Source organism: Paenibacillus sp. J22FR83, assembly GCF_059691955.1.
In genome coordinates, this window is sequence record NZ_JCAUAM010000009.1 from 231,363 (window position 1) to 247,177 (window position 15,815).

Here is a 15,815-nt window from a genome sequence, read left to right on the forward strand (position 1 = left end):
AATTATGGTATGATATTTAGAAAAATTGTATAGAATCGAGTTGTATGCATGTTTACCACGAGTGAATATCCTAATTTATCTTATTTATGTAAATTAGTTCATGAAAGTCTGCAGTTGCCGGTTTTCTGCAAAACGGGAGGGGATTCCCAAGAAGAATGGATCTGGAAAACAGGGCTGCCTGTGCACCCCAACATGTCCGATGCCTATGAGCTATTCCGTTCTGTGGTTAGTCAAGAAAAGGAAATAATGGGTCCTATTCTACAGGAGTCCAATTTCATGGAACAGTTTATCGTTGTGCCAGTGAGTCGAAATGGCCAGCGTCAAGCTGTCATTGTCATCGGTCCTGTTACTCGACAAAAGCTGAACGAGCAGTTGTGCACGGAACTCTTGAACGATTATAGAATCCAAGGCGAGGAACGGTTGAAATGGAAAGCGTACTGGGACAATTTACCTTATATCAACCATCTTCGGTTACTCCATATCTGTGTCTCGGCAAATTGGATGATTAATCAAGAGATTCTCGAGATAACAGAGGTGTTCGAATCTAGCTTGAAGTATGGACTGGCTAATCAACAAAAGGACAACGACCTTGCGCTTACTGAACGGCGAGAGTACGCCATCTTTCATGAAGGCATGGAGGATGCCAATCACATGCTTCTTTTAATCCGCAATGGAGATAAAACCGAGTTGATGAAAATGCTAACGAACGTTAGAGAACATAGCCAGGCTGAGGGGCAAACAAGAAAGAGTTACTTACGCGGCGTGAAAAATTTAGTTATCGGCGGAATTGCTTTAAGTAGTCATGTGGCCATAGAAGGTGGCTTAAATGAGGAAATAGCTACTACGTTGAGTGAGTTGCACATTCGACATATTGAAGAGTTGAACGAACTTACGATGATACAAGCTGCTGCATTTGGAGCTTTTGTGGATTTTGCCGATCGTGTCGACCAAGCCCGCAAGAACAGATCTTCCAAACCGATTCAAACGTGTAAGGAATTTATTTACCTTCATCTGTTTGAAGAAATTAAGCTGGAGCAGCTATCGGTGGTGGCTGGACTGAACACTAACTATCTATCCCAGTTGTTCAAAAAAGAGACAGGATTGGCTTTGGTGAACTATATCCAACGGGAACGTATTGAAGAGGCTAAGAAGCTGCTCGATCAATCCAATGACACCATATCTATGATCGGTGCGAGACTCACCTTCTACGACCAAGCTCATTTCGTTAAAGTATTCAAGAAACACGCAGGGGTAACGCCCAAGCAATATAGAAATCGTAGTCGATGGATATGATTTTGGTGACATACACCTAAAGATCGTATCCTTTTTTCGATAATAAATAGATGTCAGGGGGTAAGGGGATGTATTACACTAGTAGGTATTATTACAGAGAGAAGATATGGCACAATTCGGGAGGCCATCTGTAGATGAAGCATCGGCAAGTGCTGCAGTACATTAATCAGCATTTTAAAGTGAAGTTAATCATAACATTGTCGATTATCATTATTCTGTGTTCCCTCATTACAGGGTACATTTCGTATCGTATTTATTTGAATCTGTTCGAGAGCGAGATCAGTAAGCAATATCTTACAACCAGTGAGCAGACGATCGAGCAGATTGGTTTTAAAATCCAAGACATGTATCGGATTACCGATTTTATTATTTTTCACCCCCGTGTTGAGCAAATTGTACAAGGGATCCGTTCGGAGCCGCCAGCGGGTGAGACGAAGGCCTATCGCCGATTTATTCTGGAACGTGAATTATCGGAAATTTTGCTGCCATTGAAGAATGAAACGCCGCAAATTCGCGCCTTATACATTGTTGATCTGGAAGGAAATAATTACTACTACAGTCATACGAACCCGTCGATGCAGATTACGTTTCCGGATTTTTATTATAAGGTGAAAACGGGTGTGGACCAGACGTCAGCGGAAATCGTGTGGCGGCGAATGAACATTCCAGATGCATCCGATCCTTCCGGCCAGAAGAGCAATCTTGTCGCCACCCGCCTGCTCAAATCGACGAAGCAGCAAGCTGTCTACGGGACGCTGGTCATGATTATTGATGAGTCTTTTCTAACAAGTCCCCTAGACAAACTAATGGCTGGCAGGACGACCGGCGCGTATATCTTCGATCAATACAATCAATTGCTGTATAGTCGAGTGCCGCAAGACAGGATGGGGATTATCCCAGCATGGGAACATCAGGAACGGTCATTTACCGAGCGGAATGAAAATGAAGATTATTTGTTTGTGAAAAGCACCTACGAAGCTCGCTCTTTCAAGCTGGTTAGCGGTATTTCGTTAGCGGATATCGAGGAAAAGGGCAGGATGGTGTATCAGGTTGCCGTCATTTCAGGTCTCGTCAGTGTGTTGCTGATGGCGGTCTGTGTCTCGATTTTCAGCGGTAGGATGTTGAAGCCCCTACACGGATTAGTGTCCGCCATGCATCAATTGCGTAGAGGTAATTTGCAGGTTGAAATTCCTAGGACGTCCAATGATGAGTTTGCTTTTCTTGCGGAGAGTTTCAATCGAATGGTCGAGAACATCCAATCCTTGATTAAGGAAGTGTACGTCAGCAAGCTGAGCGAACAGGAAGCAGAGCTTAAAGCGCTGCAGGCGCAGCTTAATCCACATTTTCTATACAACTCACTCAATTCGATTTATTGGAAAATCATGCTCTTGTACGACGATGTGGAGACAGCTTCCTTGGTGACAAGTTTATCTGATCTCTTGCGATATTCCTTGGAATCAGTCTCTACGCCAAGTACGTTGCAAGATGAGCTTACGCAGATTCGTAATTATATGACGATTCAAGAGGCACGACACGGCGAAGGGCTGCATGTTTCCATTGAAGCAGAAGAAGCGTTGTTGGCCTGCGGCATGCAGAGGTTGATCCTGCAACCGTTAGTTGAGAATGTCTTCGTTCACGCGTTTCGCGATCAGCCAGACAACAAGCGGTTATGGATTCGAGCTTTTCGCAAAGAGGGAGATTTACAGATTGAGATCGAGGATAATGGAAGCGGCATTGATGGAGCAACGTTGGTACGTCTGACGGAAGAACAGTCGGTGTATGATCATCAGAGAGAACGGGAAAGTATAGGTGTTCGGAATGTTGTACGTCGTATTTACTTGGTCTATGGCGATCCCTATCGCTTAGAAATTGAACGATTGCCGCAAGGCACGTTAATGCGCTTGATTCTTCCATGTGATGGGATGATGTCTTTCGAAGGGGGAAAGGTGGATGCACCACATCTTATTAGTTGAGGATGAACCGTTATTTCGCAAAGGGCTTGCCAAAATGATTACGGGTTCTGAGACTAACTGGCATGTCTGTGGTGAGGCTGAGAACGGGCAAGAGGCAGAAATGCTCATTGCCGAGAGGCTGCCGGACCTTGTCATGACAGATATTCGCATGCCATTAATGGATGGCTTAGAGCTGCTGAAACGGAGTAAACTCAAGTTCCCTCATATCGAGTTCATCGTCATAACGGGATTCCAAGATTTCCAATATGCGCAAGCCGCATTGCGGTATGGAGCCATGGATTTGCTCATTAAACCTTGTGGGAAACAGGATATTTATGATGCGTTGGCTAAAGCTGAGATTCGGGTATTAGAGAAGCAAGCGAATTTGCGCAAAGCGGAAACCGAACATGCCTTGTTGCTGGAGAACACGCTGAGAGGACTCTTGATGCGCTTTCCCTACCGGGCGGAATTAGCAGCGGAGTTAGCGAAAAGCTTAGCTCCTTGCAAATTGATTCTATTCCAGATCACTGACTTCATGCCTTCACACAAACAGTATATGAAGCGGGACATGCCATTACTGCAGTTTGCCGTGTTGAATATGATTAGTGAATTGCTCGATATGTATGACATGGATGGCAGGTTAATCTTAATCGAAAATGGGCAGTTTGCTTTATTATGTCAGGATTCATGCGAGGAGAAGCTTGTTTGCGAAGCGGCGTGTGAAACGGTGGAACGGTTACTCGGCTTACAGATGTCCTCTTATTGTGCAGGGGTAGCAGCTAGTTTACAGGATCTTGCTGAACTATATGAGGCGGGGCGCAGCATGTTGGGGGCAACAGTAGTTACGGTACAGGACAAAACCGCTGCACAGGTCGATAAACCGTTATCGACGAATCGTGCGCAGCAGCAGCTCATTAGTACGCAGACGATTGCCTTTATTTTAGCAGGACAAATCGAGTCGATGAAGCTGTACCTAGCCCAATTGATGAAAGAGATCTATGGATTGTACCTGGAAGATGGGAAAGTGGAGGCATTGTCGTTCAGCTTTGCCTTGCAAGATACAGCGCGCAAGCAGTTCGAGATAGCGTATGACCCGCAGGTAAGGACAGAGCGCATCACGCGACTGAACGCCTGTTGCACGAATGACGAGATATCCCATTGGACAGGTGTGGAATTGGACTGTTTCATGAGCAGCTTTACGGCATGGCAAGAGAAATATAGCGAGAATGTCGTGTGGAAGGCAGCGCGATACATGGAGGAGCATTATGCGGAACAATTGCCGTTGCAATTGGTGGCTTCGCAGGTGCATTTGAATGCAACGTACTTCAGTCATTTGTTTAAAAAAGAGACAGGACGCAGCTTCGTTGATTATTTAATAGAACTGCGGATGGAGAAAGCGAAGGGCCTGCTGGCTAACACGGATATGAAAATCACCGAGGTATCGGGCGTTGTCGGATACGATTTGCCGAACTATTTTGCCAAACTATTCAAGCAAACAACGGGTCTATCCCCGAAGGATTACCGCAAGATGGTTCGCCCAGAGCCGGGCAGCGGCATGAGGAATTGATTATTATTTGACAGCGTTCGCAGTAATTTCCTTCGTGTACGAAGTGATGTTCCCACCAGCGTCCCCCATTGCCTAATTTAGGCGATGCGGGATTTTTCTTTGCGCGGAGGAGGATGATGGGATGGGGGAGCGGAGTAAGAGTTGAGTGAGAGGTGAGAGTGGAAAGTGGAAATTTAAAAAGTGATGGTGAATGGAGAAGTAGTTGGAGTAGGGTAGCTAGTATATATCTCGAACACCTATTGGAGTTTGGGTGAACAACTGCTTGTTTGGGATATAACTGGAAAATGTACAGTTATTTACAATGATAACTGAGGAAAAATGAGAATAACTGTATTTCCTGTAGCTAATTCAGTGAATTCTCTGCTGGGAGTAAGAGAATGGGTGATTTTAACTGTATATTTTCCAGTTACATGTGGATTTCATTTGATTTGTGAAAAAATAGATGGAGTTTTTCCAGTTAAAGTTGGGAGGGTGCCTACGATTTCCACCGGGAAGTCCTTATGTACTCCTACGCTTATCACGGACGATCTACTCCTCGCGGTATCTAGCGACACGTAACGACTCCAATTCTCAGCAACAATCTAAAAATCGTATCCGTTTTCCCATAAATCGTAGATGTTGCACCGACTTCATTTTCTTACAATTAACTACATAATGGTATGATAAACACAATGACAACGAGAGGGGGAAGTACGCTGCGTAATCCAATCCAACGAGCTGGCCTTCCAAAACTGATGACCACTGTGGTGATCATATCCATTATATCTGGCTGCTCTACCCATTCTGAGGACGCACAAGAAACCGATGCGCAGAAGTCTGCGAAACGGAGCAACATTACCGTCACCATCTATGATCGTGGGAACATCCCTTCCGGCCAGGGAACGATTGAAAACAATGTGATGACGAAGTGGATTAATCAAGCGGGTCCTGTCAACGTGACCTTCGTACCTGTGCCTCGGACACAGTCCGAGCAGAAGCTAAACACCTTATTTGCAGGTGGAGGCGCACCTGATCTCATTCTGGAGTATGCGCCGCAAATTAAGAATCCCTTGATCAATCAGGGGCAGCTTCGCCCCATCGACGATATGATTGAGAAGTACAGCACGACGTACAAGTCACTCTTGGCGAAATTTCCAGCATTGCGCAAAGCAGGAATGGGTACGGATGGCAAGCTGTATCAGTTTGGCCGCATTAACGAAACCATTCCGCAACGCGGTATTTTTATTCGTAAGGATTGGCTCGATAAGCTGCATCTGAACATTCCACAAACGACCGAGGAGATGTATCAGGTTGCCAAAGCATTTACCGAGCAGGATCCCGATGGAAACGGGATGAAAGATACCTACGGCCTCGCACTAGCCTATAACTCAGTCGCTATACTGAACGAAATGTTCGGTGTTACTTATCCGAATTTCGTAGTTCAAGGCAATGAGCTTATTCATGGTTGGGACAATATCCAAGCCGTAACAGCGTTCAAGAAAAGACTGTACAATGAGGGATTGGTTGACAAGGAGTTCTATATCGATAAGTACGGCGCTAAGGCTAAGCGAGACTTCTTGAGTGGGAAAATCGGCATATATATGGACCAGTTTAATGTCCCGATCACCTTCTATAATGACTTCTATTTGGGTCTCAAAAAAAGTGTACCCGAGGCGGAACTGGCTATAATGCCATACCCAACAACCCCAGTGGGACGCTTTAATCCGATTCTCGTTAACCCGGTCCAAATGACAGGTCTCGTCAATGCCGAAACGAAGGATCCTGAAGCGGTCATGAAATACGTGGATTTCGCAGCGTCAGAGACGTTCATGAAAACGATGTACTATGGGTTCGAGGGTGTCCACAGCAAGACACCGCCAGGTCAATGCCCACAGGTAACGGTCTTGAGTAAATGGCAAAAGGAATTCAACTATGCATCAGGCGATTTCGGGATGTTATCCTCACCAACGCTTGCCGGGAAATGTTACTTCGGTGTGGAGAAAATGGATACGAAAGACCCTTTGCAACAGGAAGTTAAGAAGATGTTCGAAGCGAACGCTTCCTTCATTGATTTTGATTTGCAGATGGCAGGACCTACCCATTCTGAGCAAATGCCGCAGCTGCCCAAAGATCTTCAGCAGATTCTCACAGACACGATGAAGCAAGTGGATGTAGGCGAGGGCGACATTTGGATGAAGGCCATTCTGACCCCGAATTATTCGTCAGAGCAGGCCAAGCAGGATGCCATTGCGGTTTGGGAGAAGGCGGGAGGCGCACAAGTGGACGCTTGGTATAAAGCCTTTTATGAGAAGGACAAGGATAAGATTATTTTGAGCAAAGATATTTATGATATTTTCAAGCAACAACGTGCGCTTCAGAACAAATGAGGAGCGTACGGGACACTCAGTTAGGTGGTGACGAATCGGTATGGCATCTGAGACGGTTAGGAGTAGGACGCAGCTTGCCCTGCGCTACATCAATAAGAAGAAATATTTGTACATCCTTTTGATTCCAGCTGTTGTCTACTTTCTTATTTTTAACTATGTGCCGATGTACGGCATTATCATTGCATTTAAGGATTTCAATTTCTCCAAGGGGATTGTCGGAAGTCCCTGGATTGGTTTCGAGAATTTCCAATACATGTTCGGGCTGAGTGATTTCTATACGGTGTTCTGGAACTCGTTGTACTTAAGTTTTCTGCGGCTTGTCTTTGGGTTTCCATTCCCGATCCTACTTGCGTTGCTGCTCAATGAGATGCGTAACCGTACGTATCAACGCATTACACAGACGATCATCTATCTGCCGCATTTTATATCTTGGGTTGTCATTGGGGGGATACTGGTCAACTTCCTGTCTCCGTCATGGGGCGTCGTGAATATTTTCCTGAAGCAGTTTGGCTTCGAGCCTGTGTTCTTCCTAGCCGATACGGATTACTTCCGACCTTTGGTGATTCTAAGCAGCATGTGGAAAGAATCGGGTTGGGAAAGCATTTTGTACCTAGCCGCGATGGTTGGCATTAATACGGAACTGTATGAGGCCGCCAGCATAGATGGGGCGAATCGCTTCCAAAGGATTCTATACGTCACGCTGCCAGGGATCAAATCGACGATTATTATTCTGCTGATCCTAAGGTTGGGGCATATTATGGGCAATGGCTTTGAACAGATTTTTGTCCTGCAAAATCCGTTGAATCTCAGTGTTTCTGAAGTGTTTGAGACCTATGTGTACCGCGTCGGTTTAATTGGCGGAAGATTTTCATTCGGTACAACCGTCGGGCTGTTCACCTCTGTGATCGGGTTAATATTCCTGCTAGCGAGCAATCAGATCGCCAAGTGGATGAAAGAAGATGGGATTTGGTAAGAGGAGGTTACAGTTGTGGGGATTCGATCGTTTGGTGATAAAGTTTTTGATGGTGTGAATTATGGGATTGTGACGCTGTTTGCAATTGCTTGCTTATTTCCATTCTTCTATGTGGCTGCGTTCTCAATTACACCTTACTCGGAGTATTTGGCAAATCCCTTGAAGCTCATCCCGTATCACATAGAGTTAGCGGCGTATAAACAGATTCTGCAGATGCCGCTCATGTGGACTGGGTATAAGAATACGCTGATTATCACGATTGTCGGGGTAGTACTGAATATATCCCTACTTCTCATATCGGCTTACCCGCTTTCGAAAACAGACTTGAAGGGTAGAAACACGATCATGGTTCTGATTACCTTCACGATGTTCTTCAATGGCGGCTTGATTCCTAACTTTTACTTAATCAAATCGTTGCATTTATACAACACTCTATGGGCAATGATTTTACCTGGCGTCTTAGGCGCCTACAATTTGATCTTAATGAAGAACTTTGTAAGCGCAATACCGGCGAGCTTGGAAGAATCGGCTTTTATCGATGGGGCCAATGAAATCAAGGTTTTATATAAAATTATCGTGCCACTTTCTAAGCCGGCCATTGCGACCTTCGTTATTTTCCATGCCGTAACCCAGTGGAACACGTTCTTCTCTGCGATTATTTACACCTCCAAGCGAGGTCTGTGGCCATTGATGTTGATCTTGCGAGAGATGGTTGTCGATGATGGAGGCGTTGCCAAAGATGCCATGGATATGAACAACAGTGGGATTACGGTATTTACGATTAAAATGGCGATCATCATCTTTGCGACACTGCCAATCCTGCTTGTGTACCCTTTTATGCAAAAGTATTTCATGAAGGGTGTACTGGTCGGCTCGATTAAAGGGTAATTCCGTAGTGCTTGTAGTGCCATACCTCGATTAAATCTGCCTTCTCGCAGTTTAATAATAGCGATCATAAAGGAGTTGTTGGTATTGAAAGGGTCAGTCAAAAGCATTGCAAGCAGTCTAATTTGCATCGGGTTATTGTCTTCCATCGTTATGGCTTGTAGTACTAACACAGATAAAGCAGCTAGCACAACTGCTGTATCGGCAGCACCGAGCACTAGTGCAGCGTCAGCCGCACCAGCCAAAGCATCGCCTGTCAGCATCAAAATGTTTAACCGGGTCAATGCGAACGTAGTCATTGAGAACAATCCCGTCATTGCTGAAGCTGAGAAGTTGGCGAATGTGAAGTTGTCTGTCGAAGCGCCGCCCATTAACAACTATGTCGAGAAACTCCAGGTGCTGATGGCATCTGGCGATTTGCCAGATCTCGTCTATAACTGGGGCGGAGCTGACGCGAATCTGGAGAAATGGTCCAAAGATGGTCTACTGACACCGCTTGATGACAAGATTGCGAAATATCCGAATCTAACGAAAAACATTACGAAAGAAATGTGGGATGCTGTTAAATCCATTAACGACGGCAAAACTTATCTTATCCCGAGAACGAACGTTGTGAATCATTGGGGATATATGGTCAACCAGCAATGGCTCAACAAGCTGAATTTGAAAGCGCCAACAACATTGGATGAGTTTACGAATGTGTGTAAAGCTTTTACGAATAATGATCCAGATGGCAACGGCAAGGCCGATACGTACTGTCTAAGCTTGTCCAATCCTAGCCTTGGCAGCAACACGGTGTGGAATTCAACATTCTTCCTAGCGTCTGCTTTTAACCTTCCGATTATCAATGGGGTTAAGGATACCGATGGTGCGTATAAAATTAGAGAGAAAATGTCTGGTTATATTCCTTTCTTAACGTATTTGAAAGAGCTGAATGATCAGAAGCTGATCGATCCTGAGTACCTGATTAACAAGATTTATGTGGATCAAGAGAAAATGAATCAGAATCGCGTCGGCATCATTTATTCCCACCAATATGCGGTGATGGCTAACTTGTCCAAGGATAAAGAGTCAGACAAGAAGTATTCCTATCAACCTGTGCTAAAAGATAGTAAGGGCGTGGCTACTGATCTTGTATTACCAGCAACATGGGGCGGCTGGATGATTCCGAAATCGTCCAAAAATGTGGATGGCGTACTAAAATTCCTAGATTGGGGGAATACAACGGAAGCAAACACCTTGTTCCAGTTAGGTATGAAAGGGTTAACCTTTGATAGCTATGACCCTGCGACGAAAAATATTTCCCGTACAGCCGATCAAGCAACTAAACTTGCGGCAACAACGAGCACGTACATGACGCTTGCGAATGCGATTGATGGCAACCCCGCTATAATCGAGGGAGCAGACACGATCGAGCGATTGAATACGTACAAAGCTCAATTGGATGCAGCGATGAAACAAGTGAAGGTCGTCAACGTGCCTGCTGTTCGCTCACCTAAAATTTTGAACTTGAATACAGCACTTCCTGATCTCGTGAAGAAAAAAGACGATCAAGAATTGAAATACTTGATGGGTACATTGTCGCTTCAACAGTTTAAGGACTTCTTAGAGAGGGAATGGTATCCAGCTACAGCAGATGCAGAGAAAGAATATGTGGACTACATGAACAAACTAGGAAAATAAAAAAAAATGTGAAGCACCCTGACAATATGTTGTCAGGGTTCTTCTTTTAAAATAAGGGCATAACTAAAAATAACGAATTGAATTGAAGGAGTGTATGGGAATGACACACACAGCAGTAGGCATGTATGATTATCACGCATGGGCGAATCAAACACTGATAAATCGGTTAAAGGAGCTTCCGCAAGAGGTGTTCAGACAAGAGATTACGAGTGTGTTTCCGACGGTTGCCAAAGTGATTGCGCATATTTACCTTGTGGATCGCACGTGGTTTGAGATACTTGGCGGCATGAGTATGAACGCGGCTATGGCGATCTTTAGAGACATTACTGAAGCAACGGAGAGCAAAAGCTTGGATGAGCTTGAGGCCATGTATACCGAGTTGTCGCAGCAGTTTAAGGCATTTCTGCGGGAACAGCCGGATCTGGAAAAGGTAATTAACCTCGACAATCCCTATGCAGGAATCCGAGATACAAGTATGGCGGAAATGGTGTTACAAGTCGTTAATCATGCTACGTATCACCGCGGAAATATAACGGCTATGCTGCGCCAAATGGGCCATCCCTCCGTCATGACAGAATACGCGTTGTTCTGGTATGCGGGTGAAGCGTCTGCAGACTTAACACCTGCGCAAACGTAATTAGATGGATTTTCTGATGTTAATTTGAACGAAATCAGCTGATAAAATGAATTAGATGGATTTTCTGTAGCTAATTTGGAGGATATGCCTCGAGTTGGCGAAAAGCGGAATGATTACCTGTAGAATTTCCATCTAATTGGTTTAATGACGATAAATGGGCTCGAATAGATGGATAATTTCCACTTAATTGCTTCGGCAGCGGTTGGTCAATCGGTCAATCGGTCGGTTGAGCAACAATCGCCCTCAAAAATTCAAACAAAGGCCCCGTCGTCTTATGCGACAGGGCCTTTACTATGTATTAATTCATCGACTCGCCTTCGGTGAATAGATGGAAGGTCACGCCATATTTATCCCTTACTTGTCCGTAGGCTGGGCTGAAAAATGCTTCGTGCAGGTCCATGATGACGGTACCGCCCTCTTTGAGCCCCTCGAAATACTTCTTCGATAGACTAGCATCCTTCGTTGTGATACAAATTGTCACCTGATTTCCCTGTGGAATGGGTTTTCCTTCGTCGGAGTCCGAGAACATCAGCTGGCTTTCGCCGACTTGCACCATAGCATGGGAAATAAGCCCTTTTTGTTCATCGACAAGCGGGTAATCAGGGTTGGCCGGCATCTCACCATAGGACTGTTTAAAAAGGACTTGAGCATCGAGCGCTTTCTCATAAAAGGCAATCGCTTCACCAGCAGTACCAGGGAATACTAAATACGGAGTTAGACGAACAGACATCAATGAACAGCTCCTTAGATTAAAGTAGTTAAAGAGGGAAAAAGTCTACCTCTTATTATTACCACATTTATCCGGAAAAATAAAGAACATACGTTCTAATTGTTTAATCGAATAAAGAAATACCTGCCCTCTATCTTGAATTTCCCCCATGCCTTCGGAAAGTGACCTATATTATAATAGAATAGATAAAGACTATCTTCATGCAGACAGGAAGGGTGCCAAGTCGCCTATGAATAAACATGCAATCTGGTCGTGGATGCCGCGCCTGTTCCATTCCTTTTCACTCAAACAACGCATTTGGTTTACCTTTGTCATACTCATCACAGCAGGTCTAGTAGCTACCGGGAGCATCGCCTACCTGATTGCATCCAAGGAAATCCAGCGCAATACGATGCAATCGAGCCAAGATACCGTGAATCAATCCGCGCAAATCGTGAATGAACGATTGAAAAATATCGGCACGGCGGTCCGTGCCTTAATGTTCAGCGATGCCTTCAAGCAGCTGATGAAGGATGTCCAGAATAAGGACAGCTCCAGCTACTTTAAGTCATTAACCTCTTTGCAATACGTGTTTTCGCAAGTGAAATTCAATGATTCTATGATTGAAAGTATCCTGATCGCAACCCCCATCGGGGATTTCTACCCGACCTCCAGTGTGCGGAATAACGTCAACTCCTTCTATCAATCCGATATGTTTAAGCAATTTCAGCTGTTGAAGCGGGGATTCTGGAGCAAGGGGCATGTGGATCCTTTCTTTACAGGGAATCAGCGGGTCATCTCGCTAGTTGCCGAAGGGGTGAGCGAAGATTCGTACATACGCAATGAGTCGACGAATGTGTATGTGGTCATCAATGTGAAGGAAGATGATATTCGCGATCTTTTTATGGAGAACTTAACGGATCCCAACAAGCACTATTATTTTGTTGATTCGCAAGGTGAAGATATTAATTATGCGGATCGTACCCAAGATAGAGCGTTCATGCAGCGTCCTGATTTCGTGGAACAATTAACTGACGATAGCAAGGGTTCCTTTTTCTACAGGGATTCCGATCGCAAGGACTATCTTGTGAACTATGCTCGACTAGATGTGAAAGATGACTGGATGATTGTCGGCGTTCAAGCCAAGGATAAACTATTAGCCAAACTGAATGGCATTAAGCAAGCCACGACGTATGTCACGATCGGCTTTATCCTCGTTTCCCTTTTTATCACGAATAATTTGACGTTATTGCTGCTTAAACCGTTGTTTCGACTGCAGAAACTGATGAAGCGTGTAGAGGAGAATGATCTGGAAGTACGTTTTGAAAGTGTGTATAAGGATGAAGTTTCACAGGTTGGATTTCGCTTCAATCGGATGCTGGACGAGATTAAACAGCTTATTGCGGATGTCACCAATCGGGAACGGGATAAACGAAAGGCAGAGATTAAGGCGTTGACAGCGCAGATGGATCCGCATTTTTTCTATAACACGCTCAATACGATTTATTGCAAATCGGTTCTTGGTGAGAACGATGATGTGAACGAAATGATTTTGGCGTTATCGAATATGTTCCAATTGAGCTTAAGCGGAGGCAGAGATGTGATTCCACTGGCAGATGAGCTCGATCATGTTCGTCAATATTTGGCGATTCAGCAAAGGTCCTATGAGAATTTATTCGTCTTTCAAATGGATGTTGAGCCTGATCTGCTAGCTTGCCTTGTACCTAAAATAATCATACAGCCTCTCATTGAAAATAGTATCCTGCATGGCTTCAAGGACATGAAGACCGGTGGTGAGATCGGGCTTACAGCACGGGCAGACGGAGATTGGCTGCATATCACAGTGGAGGATAATGGTCACGGACTCGTTCCTGAGCTGCTGCGCCAAAGCATGCTGCAGCAGGCGGCCTCGAAGCATGGCTACGCACTGCGCAATATTTATACGCGTCTTCAACTGTACTATGGGGCTGAGCAACGGATGGAGATTACGACGAACGAGTGGGACGGAGCCCGCATCGAATTGTGGTTACCACGGTATGAAAAAGAGGAGGATTTCCATGGATCAACGAGTTAAGCTATGTGTCGTGGACGACATTCGAAGTGTTGTGGATATGATTACGAAGAAAATACCATGGGAAGAACATGGCATCGAAATCGTGGGCAGCGCGACAGATGGCGAGGAGGGTTTTGCCGTAATTCGTGAGTCGAAGCCCGATCTGATTCTAACTGACATTCGTATGCCCAAAATGGATGGCTTGGAAATGACTCGCAATATTATGGAGATTCTGCCGACGAGTAAAGTCATTATTTTAAGTGCCTATACGGACTTTGATTATGCGCAGAAGGCGATCCAATATGGCGCACTCGATTATGTGAAGAAGCCTTTTTCCATTGATCAAATCGTAAAAGCAGTCGTCAAGGCGAAGGAAGTCTGGGAACAAGAGAACCTGAGCCGCAAGCAGCTGATCGGTCTTCAGCAGAAGATCAAGGAAAGCATGCCAGCGCTGCGGCAGGAGTACTTATCTCTGCTTGTTAATCATCAAACGAATGAATCCGAATTAGCGCGCCTATCGGACTTTCTGGATATTAATGAGCTGAAGCCGCCTTTTGCCGTGATGACGATTCAAATTGATCAATTTACTGATAAATATGGCGAAGTGCCTGTGAAAGAGCTGGAGCTAGTCCGTTTTTCCTTGCAAAATATCGTCGAAGAGACGATTGCCTTTCATGGGGCGGCCGTCGTGTTTCGCGAGGGGCTCAATCGTTATATTTGTATTCTCAACGTTGCGAATCCGGACATGCCGATGAATATCGCCGACCAATGCTGTGCGAACATTGCACGCCATACCAAATTCACCATATCCATTGGGATTGGCAATCGTGTAGAAACCGTGCAAGAGCTGCCGAAGAGCTATCAGCAGTCGCTTAGTGCGTTGTCTTATCATTTTTATACAGGTGGAAATGGCGCTTTCAGCTTCAATACGGATGGAGCGGCGCTCCCTGTGGAGTGGATTTATACGGAGGATAGCGAGAATGAGTTTCTATTCGCGTTCCGCTCTGGCAACAAGGAAGCTTGTGTAGAGTGGGCAATGAACATTTTCACCGAGATGGGAAAAGTAGAAGTTCTCCCGGAACCGGGTGTCGTGGACCGATTGCTGCAAGGTCTAGCCCTGCGCATGTTGCGCGTGCTGCTGGAGAAATTCCCTCGTCCCAGCCTCACAGAGTTTGAAGCCAAGACGATTGAAATTCGAGACAGCGGTGCCGCCATTCTGGAATATCGCGCATGGTTTATAGAGCTGTGCGAAATAGGCTGCCGCCTCATTCATCAGGAGCGAGCTAGCGAGTCACAGAAGATTATTCACCGCTCAGCCGATTACATTAAAGCGAATTTGAATCTCGATTTGACACTGGAGCACTGTGCGAAGCAGGTGAATTTGAGCTGGGGTTATTACTCGAACCTGTTCAAAAAAGTGACAGGGTCGACCTTTCAGCAATTTGTGACGCAAGCGAAAATGGAGCGGGCCAAGTCGATGTTGATCGAGGACTATCAAGTACAGGAAATCGCGCAGGAGCTAGGCTATGAGCATCGGCGTTATTTCAGCGAGGTATTCAAAAAGCAGACGGGACTCACACCGACCGAATTTAAAGAAATGTCCCTGGGCAAGCCCTCCAAGCCGTGAGGGCTTGCCTGTTTTATTACCATGGGCAGGGGAACATATAGAAATATCTGCCCTCATTCAAGAGTTGACC

General features: G+C 45.3%; 11 protein-coding genes. 10 read left to right on the forward strand and 1 reads right to left on the reverse strand.

Annotated features, from left to right (window positions below; translation table 11 throughout):
• The first annotated feature begins 48 nt into the window (after positions 1-48).
• The 8 genes from AC58PV_RS18080 to AC58PV_RS18115 all read left to right on the forward strand — a co-directional run bounded on the left by AC58PV_RS18080 (position 49) and on the right by AC58PV_RS18115 (position 11,356).
• Positions 49-1,293: a helix-turn-helix domain-containing protein gene (locus AC58PV_RS18080; protein WP_497433632.1), complete on the forward strand. Its 1,245-nt coding sequence runs from the start codon at positions 49-51 to the stop codon at positions 1,291-1,293.
• A gap of 134 nt (positions 1,294-1,427) precedes the next feature.
• Complete coding sequence (locus tag AC58PV_RS18085; RefSeq protein ID WP_497433633.1) at positions 1,428-3,266, forward strand: sensor histidine kinase; 1,839 nt, start codon at positions 1,428-1,430, stop codon at positions 3,264-3,266.
• Positions 3,244-4,812: a response regulator transcription factor gene (locus AC58PV_RS18090; RefSeq protein WP_497433635.1), complete on the forward strand. Its 1,569-nt coding sequence runs from the start codon at positions 3,244-3,246 to the stop codon at positions 4,810-4,812. The genes AC58PV_RS18085 and AC58PV_RS18090 overlap by 23 nt, the downstream gene beginning before the upstream one ends.
• Before the next feature lie 671 nt (positions 4,813-5,483).
• Positions 5,484-7,178 (forward strand): extracellular solute-binding protein, encoded by a 1,695-nt coding sequence (locus AC58PV_RS18095; RefSeq protein ID WP_497433636.1) that lies wholly within the window; start codon positions 5,484-5,486, stop codon positions 7,176-7,178.
• Between the two features lie 40 nt (positions 7,179-7,218).
• On the forward strand, positions 7,219-8,151 hold the full coding sequence (locus AC58PV_RS18100) for an ABC transporter permease (protein WP_497433637.1): 933 nt from the start codon (positions 7,219-7,221) through the stop codon (positions 8,149-8,151).
• Positions 8,152-8,166: 15 nt separating this feature from the next.
• Positions 8,167-9,039, forward strand: a complete 873-nt coding sequence (locus tag AC58PV_RS18105; protein ID WP_068666295.1) for a carbohydrate ABC transporter permease — start codon at positions 8,167-8,169, stop codon at positions 9,037-9,039.
• Between the two features lie 84 nt (positions 9,040-9,123).
• Positions 9,124-10,719 (forward strand): extracellular solute-binding protein, encoded by a 1,596-nt coding sequence (locus tag AC58PV_RS18110; protein ID WP_497433639.1) that lies wholly within the window; start codon positions 9,124-9,126, stop codon positions 10,717-10,719.
• 100 nt (positions 10,720-10,819) lie between these two features.
• Entirely contained in the window at positions 10,820-11,356 is a 537-nt protein-coding gene (locus AC58PV_RS18115) for a DinB family protein (protein WP_497433640.1), read from the forward strand.
• A 298-nt stretch (positions 11,357-11,654) separates the two neighbouring features.
• Here AC58PV_RS18115 and AC58PV_RS18120 read toward each other — a convergent pair whose 3' ends face one another.
• Positions 11,655-12,086 carry a VOC family protein gene (locus tag AC58PV_RS18120; RefSeq protein ID WP_497433641.1) on the reverse strand — a complete coding sequence of 144 codons (432 nt, stop codon included), beginning with the start codon at positions 12,084-12,086 and terminating at the stop codon, positions 11,655-11,657.
• A 229-nt stretch (positions 12,087-12,315) separates the two neighbouring features.
• Between AC58PV_RS18120 and AC58PV_RS18125 the strand changes: the two genes are divergently transcribed.
• On the forward strand, positions 12,316-14,139 hold the full coding sequence (locus AC58PV_RS18125) for a cache domain-containing sensor histidine kinase (protein WP_497433643.1): 1,824 nt from the start codon (positions 12,316-12,318) through the stop codon (positions 14,137-14,139).
• Complete coding sequence (locus AC58PV_RS18130) at positions 14,123-15,745, forward strand: response regulator (RefSeq protein ID WP_497433644.1); 1,623 nt, start codon at positions 14,123-14,125, stop codon at positions 15,743-15,745. The genes AC58PV_RS18125 and AC58PV_RS18130 overlap by 17 nt, the downstream gene beginning before the upstream one ends.
• Positions 15,746-15,815: the final 70 nt, after the last annotated feature.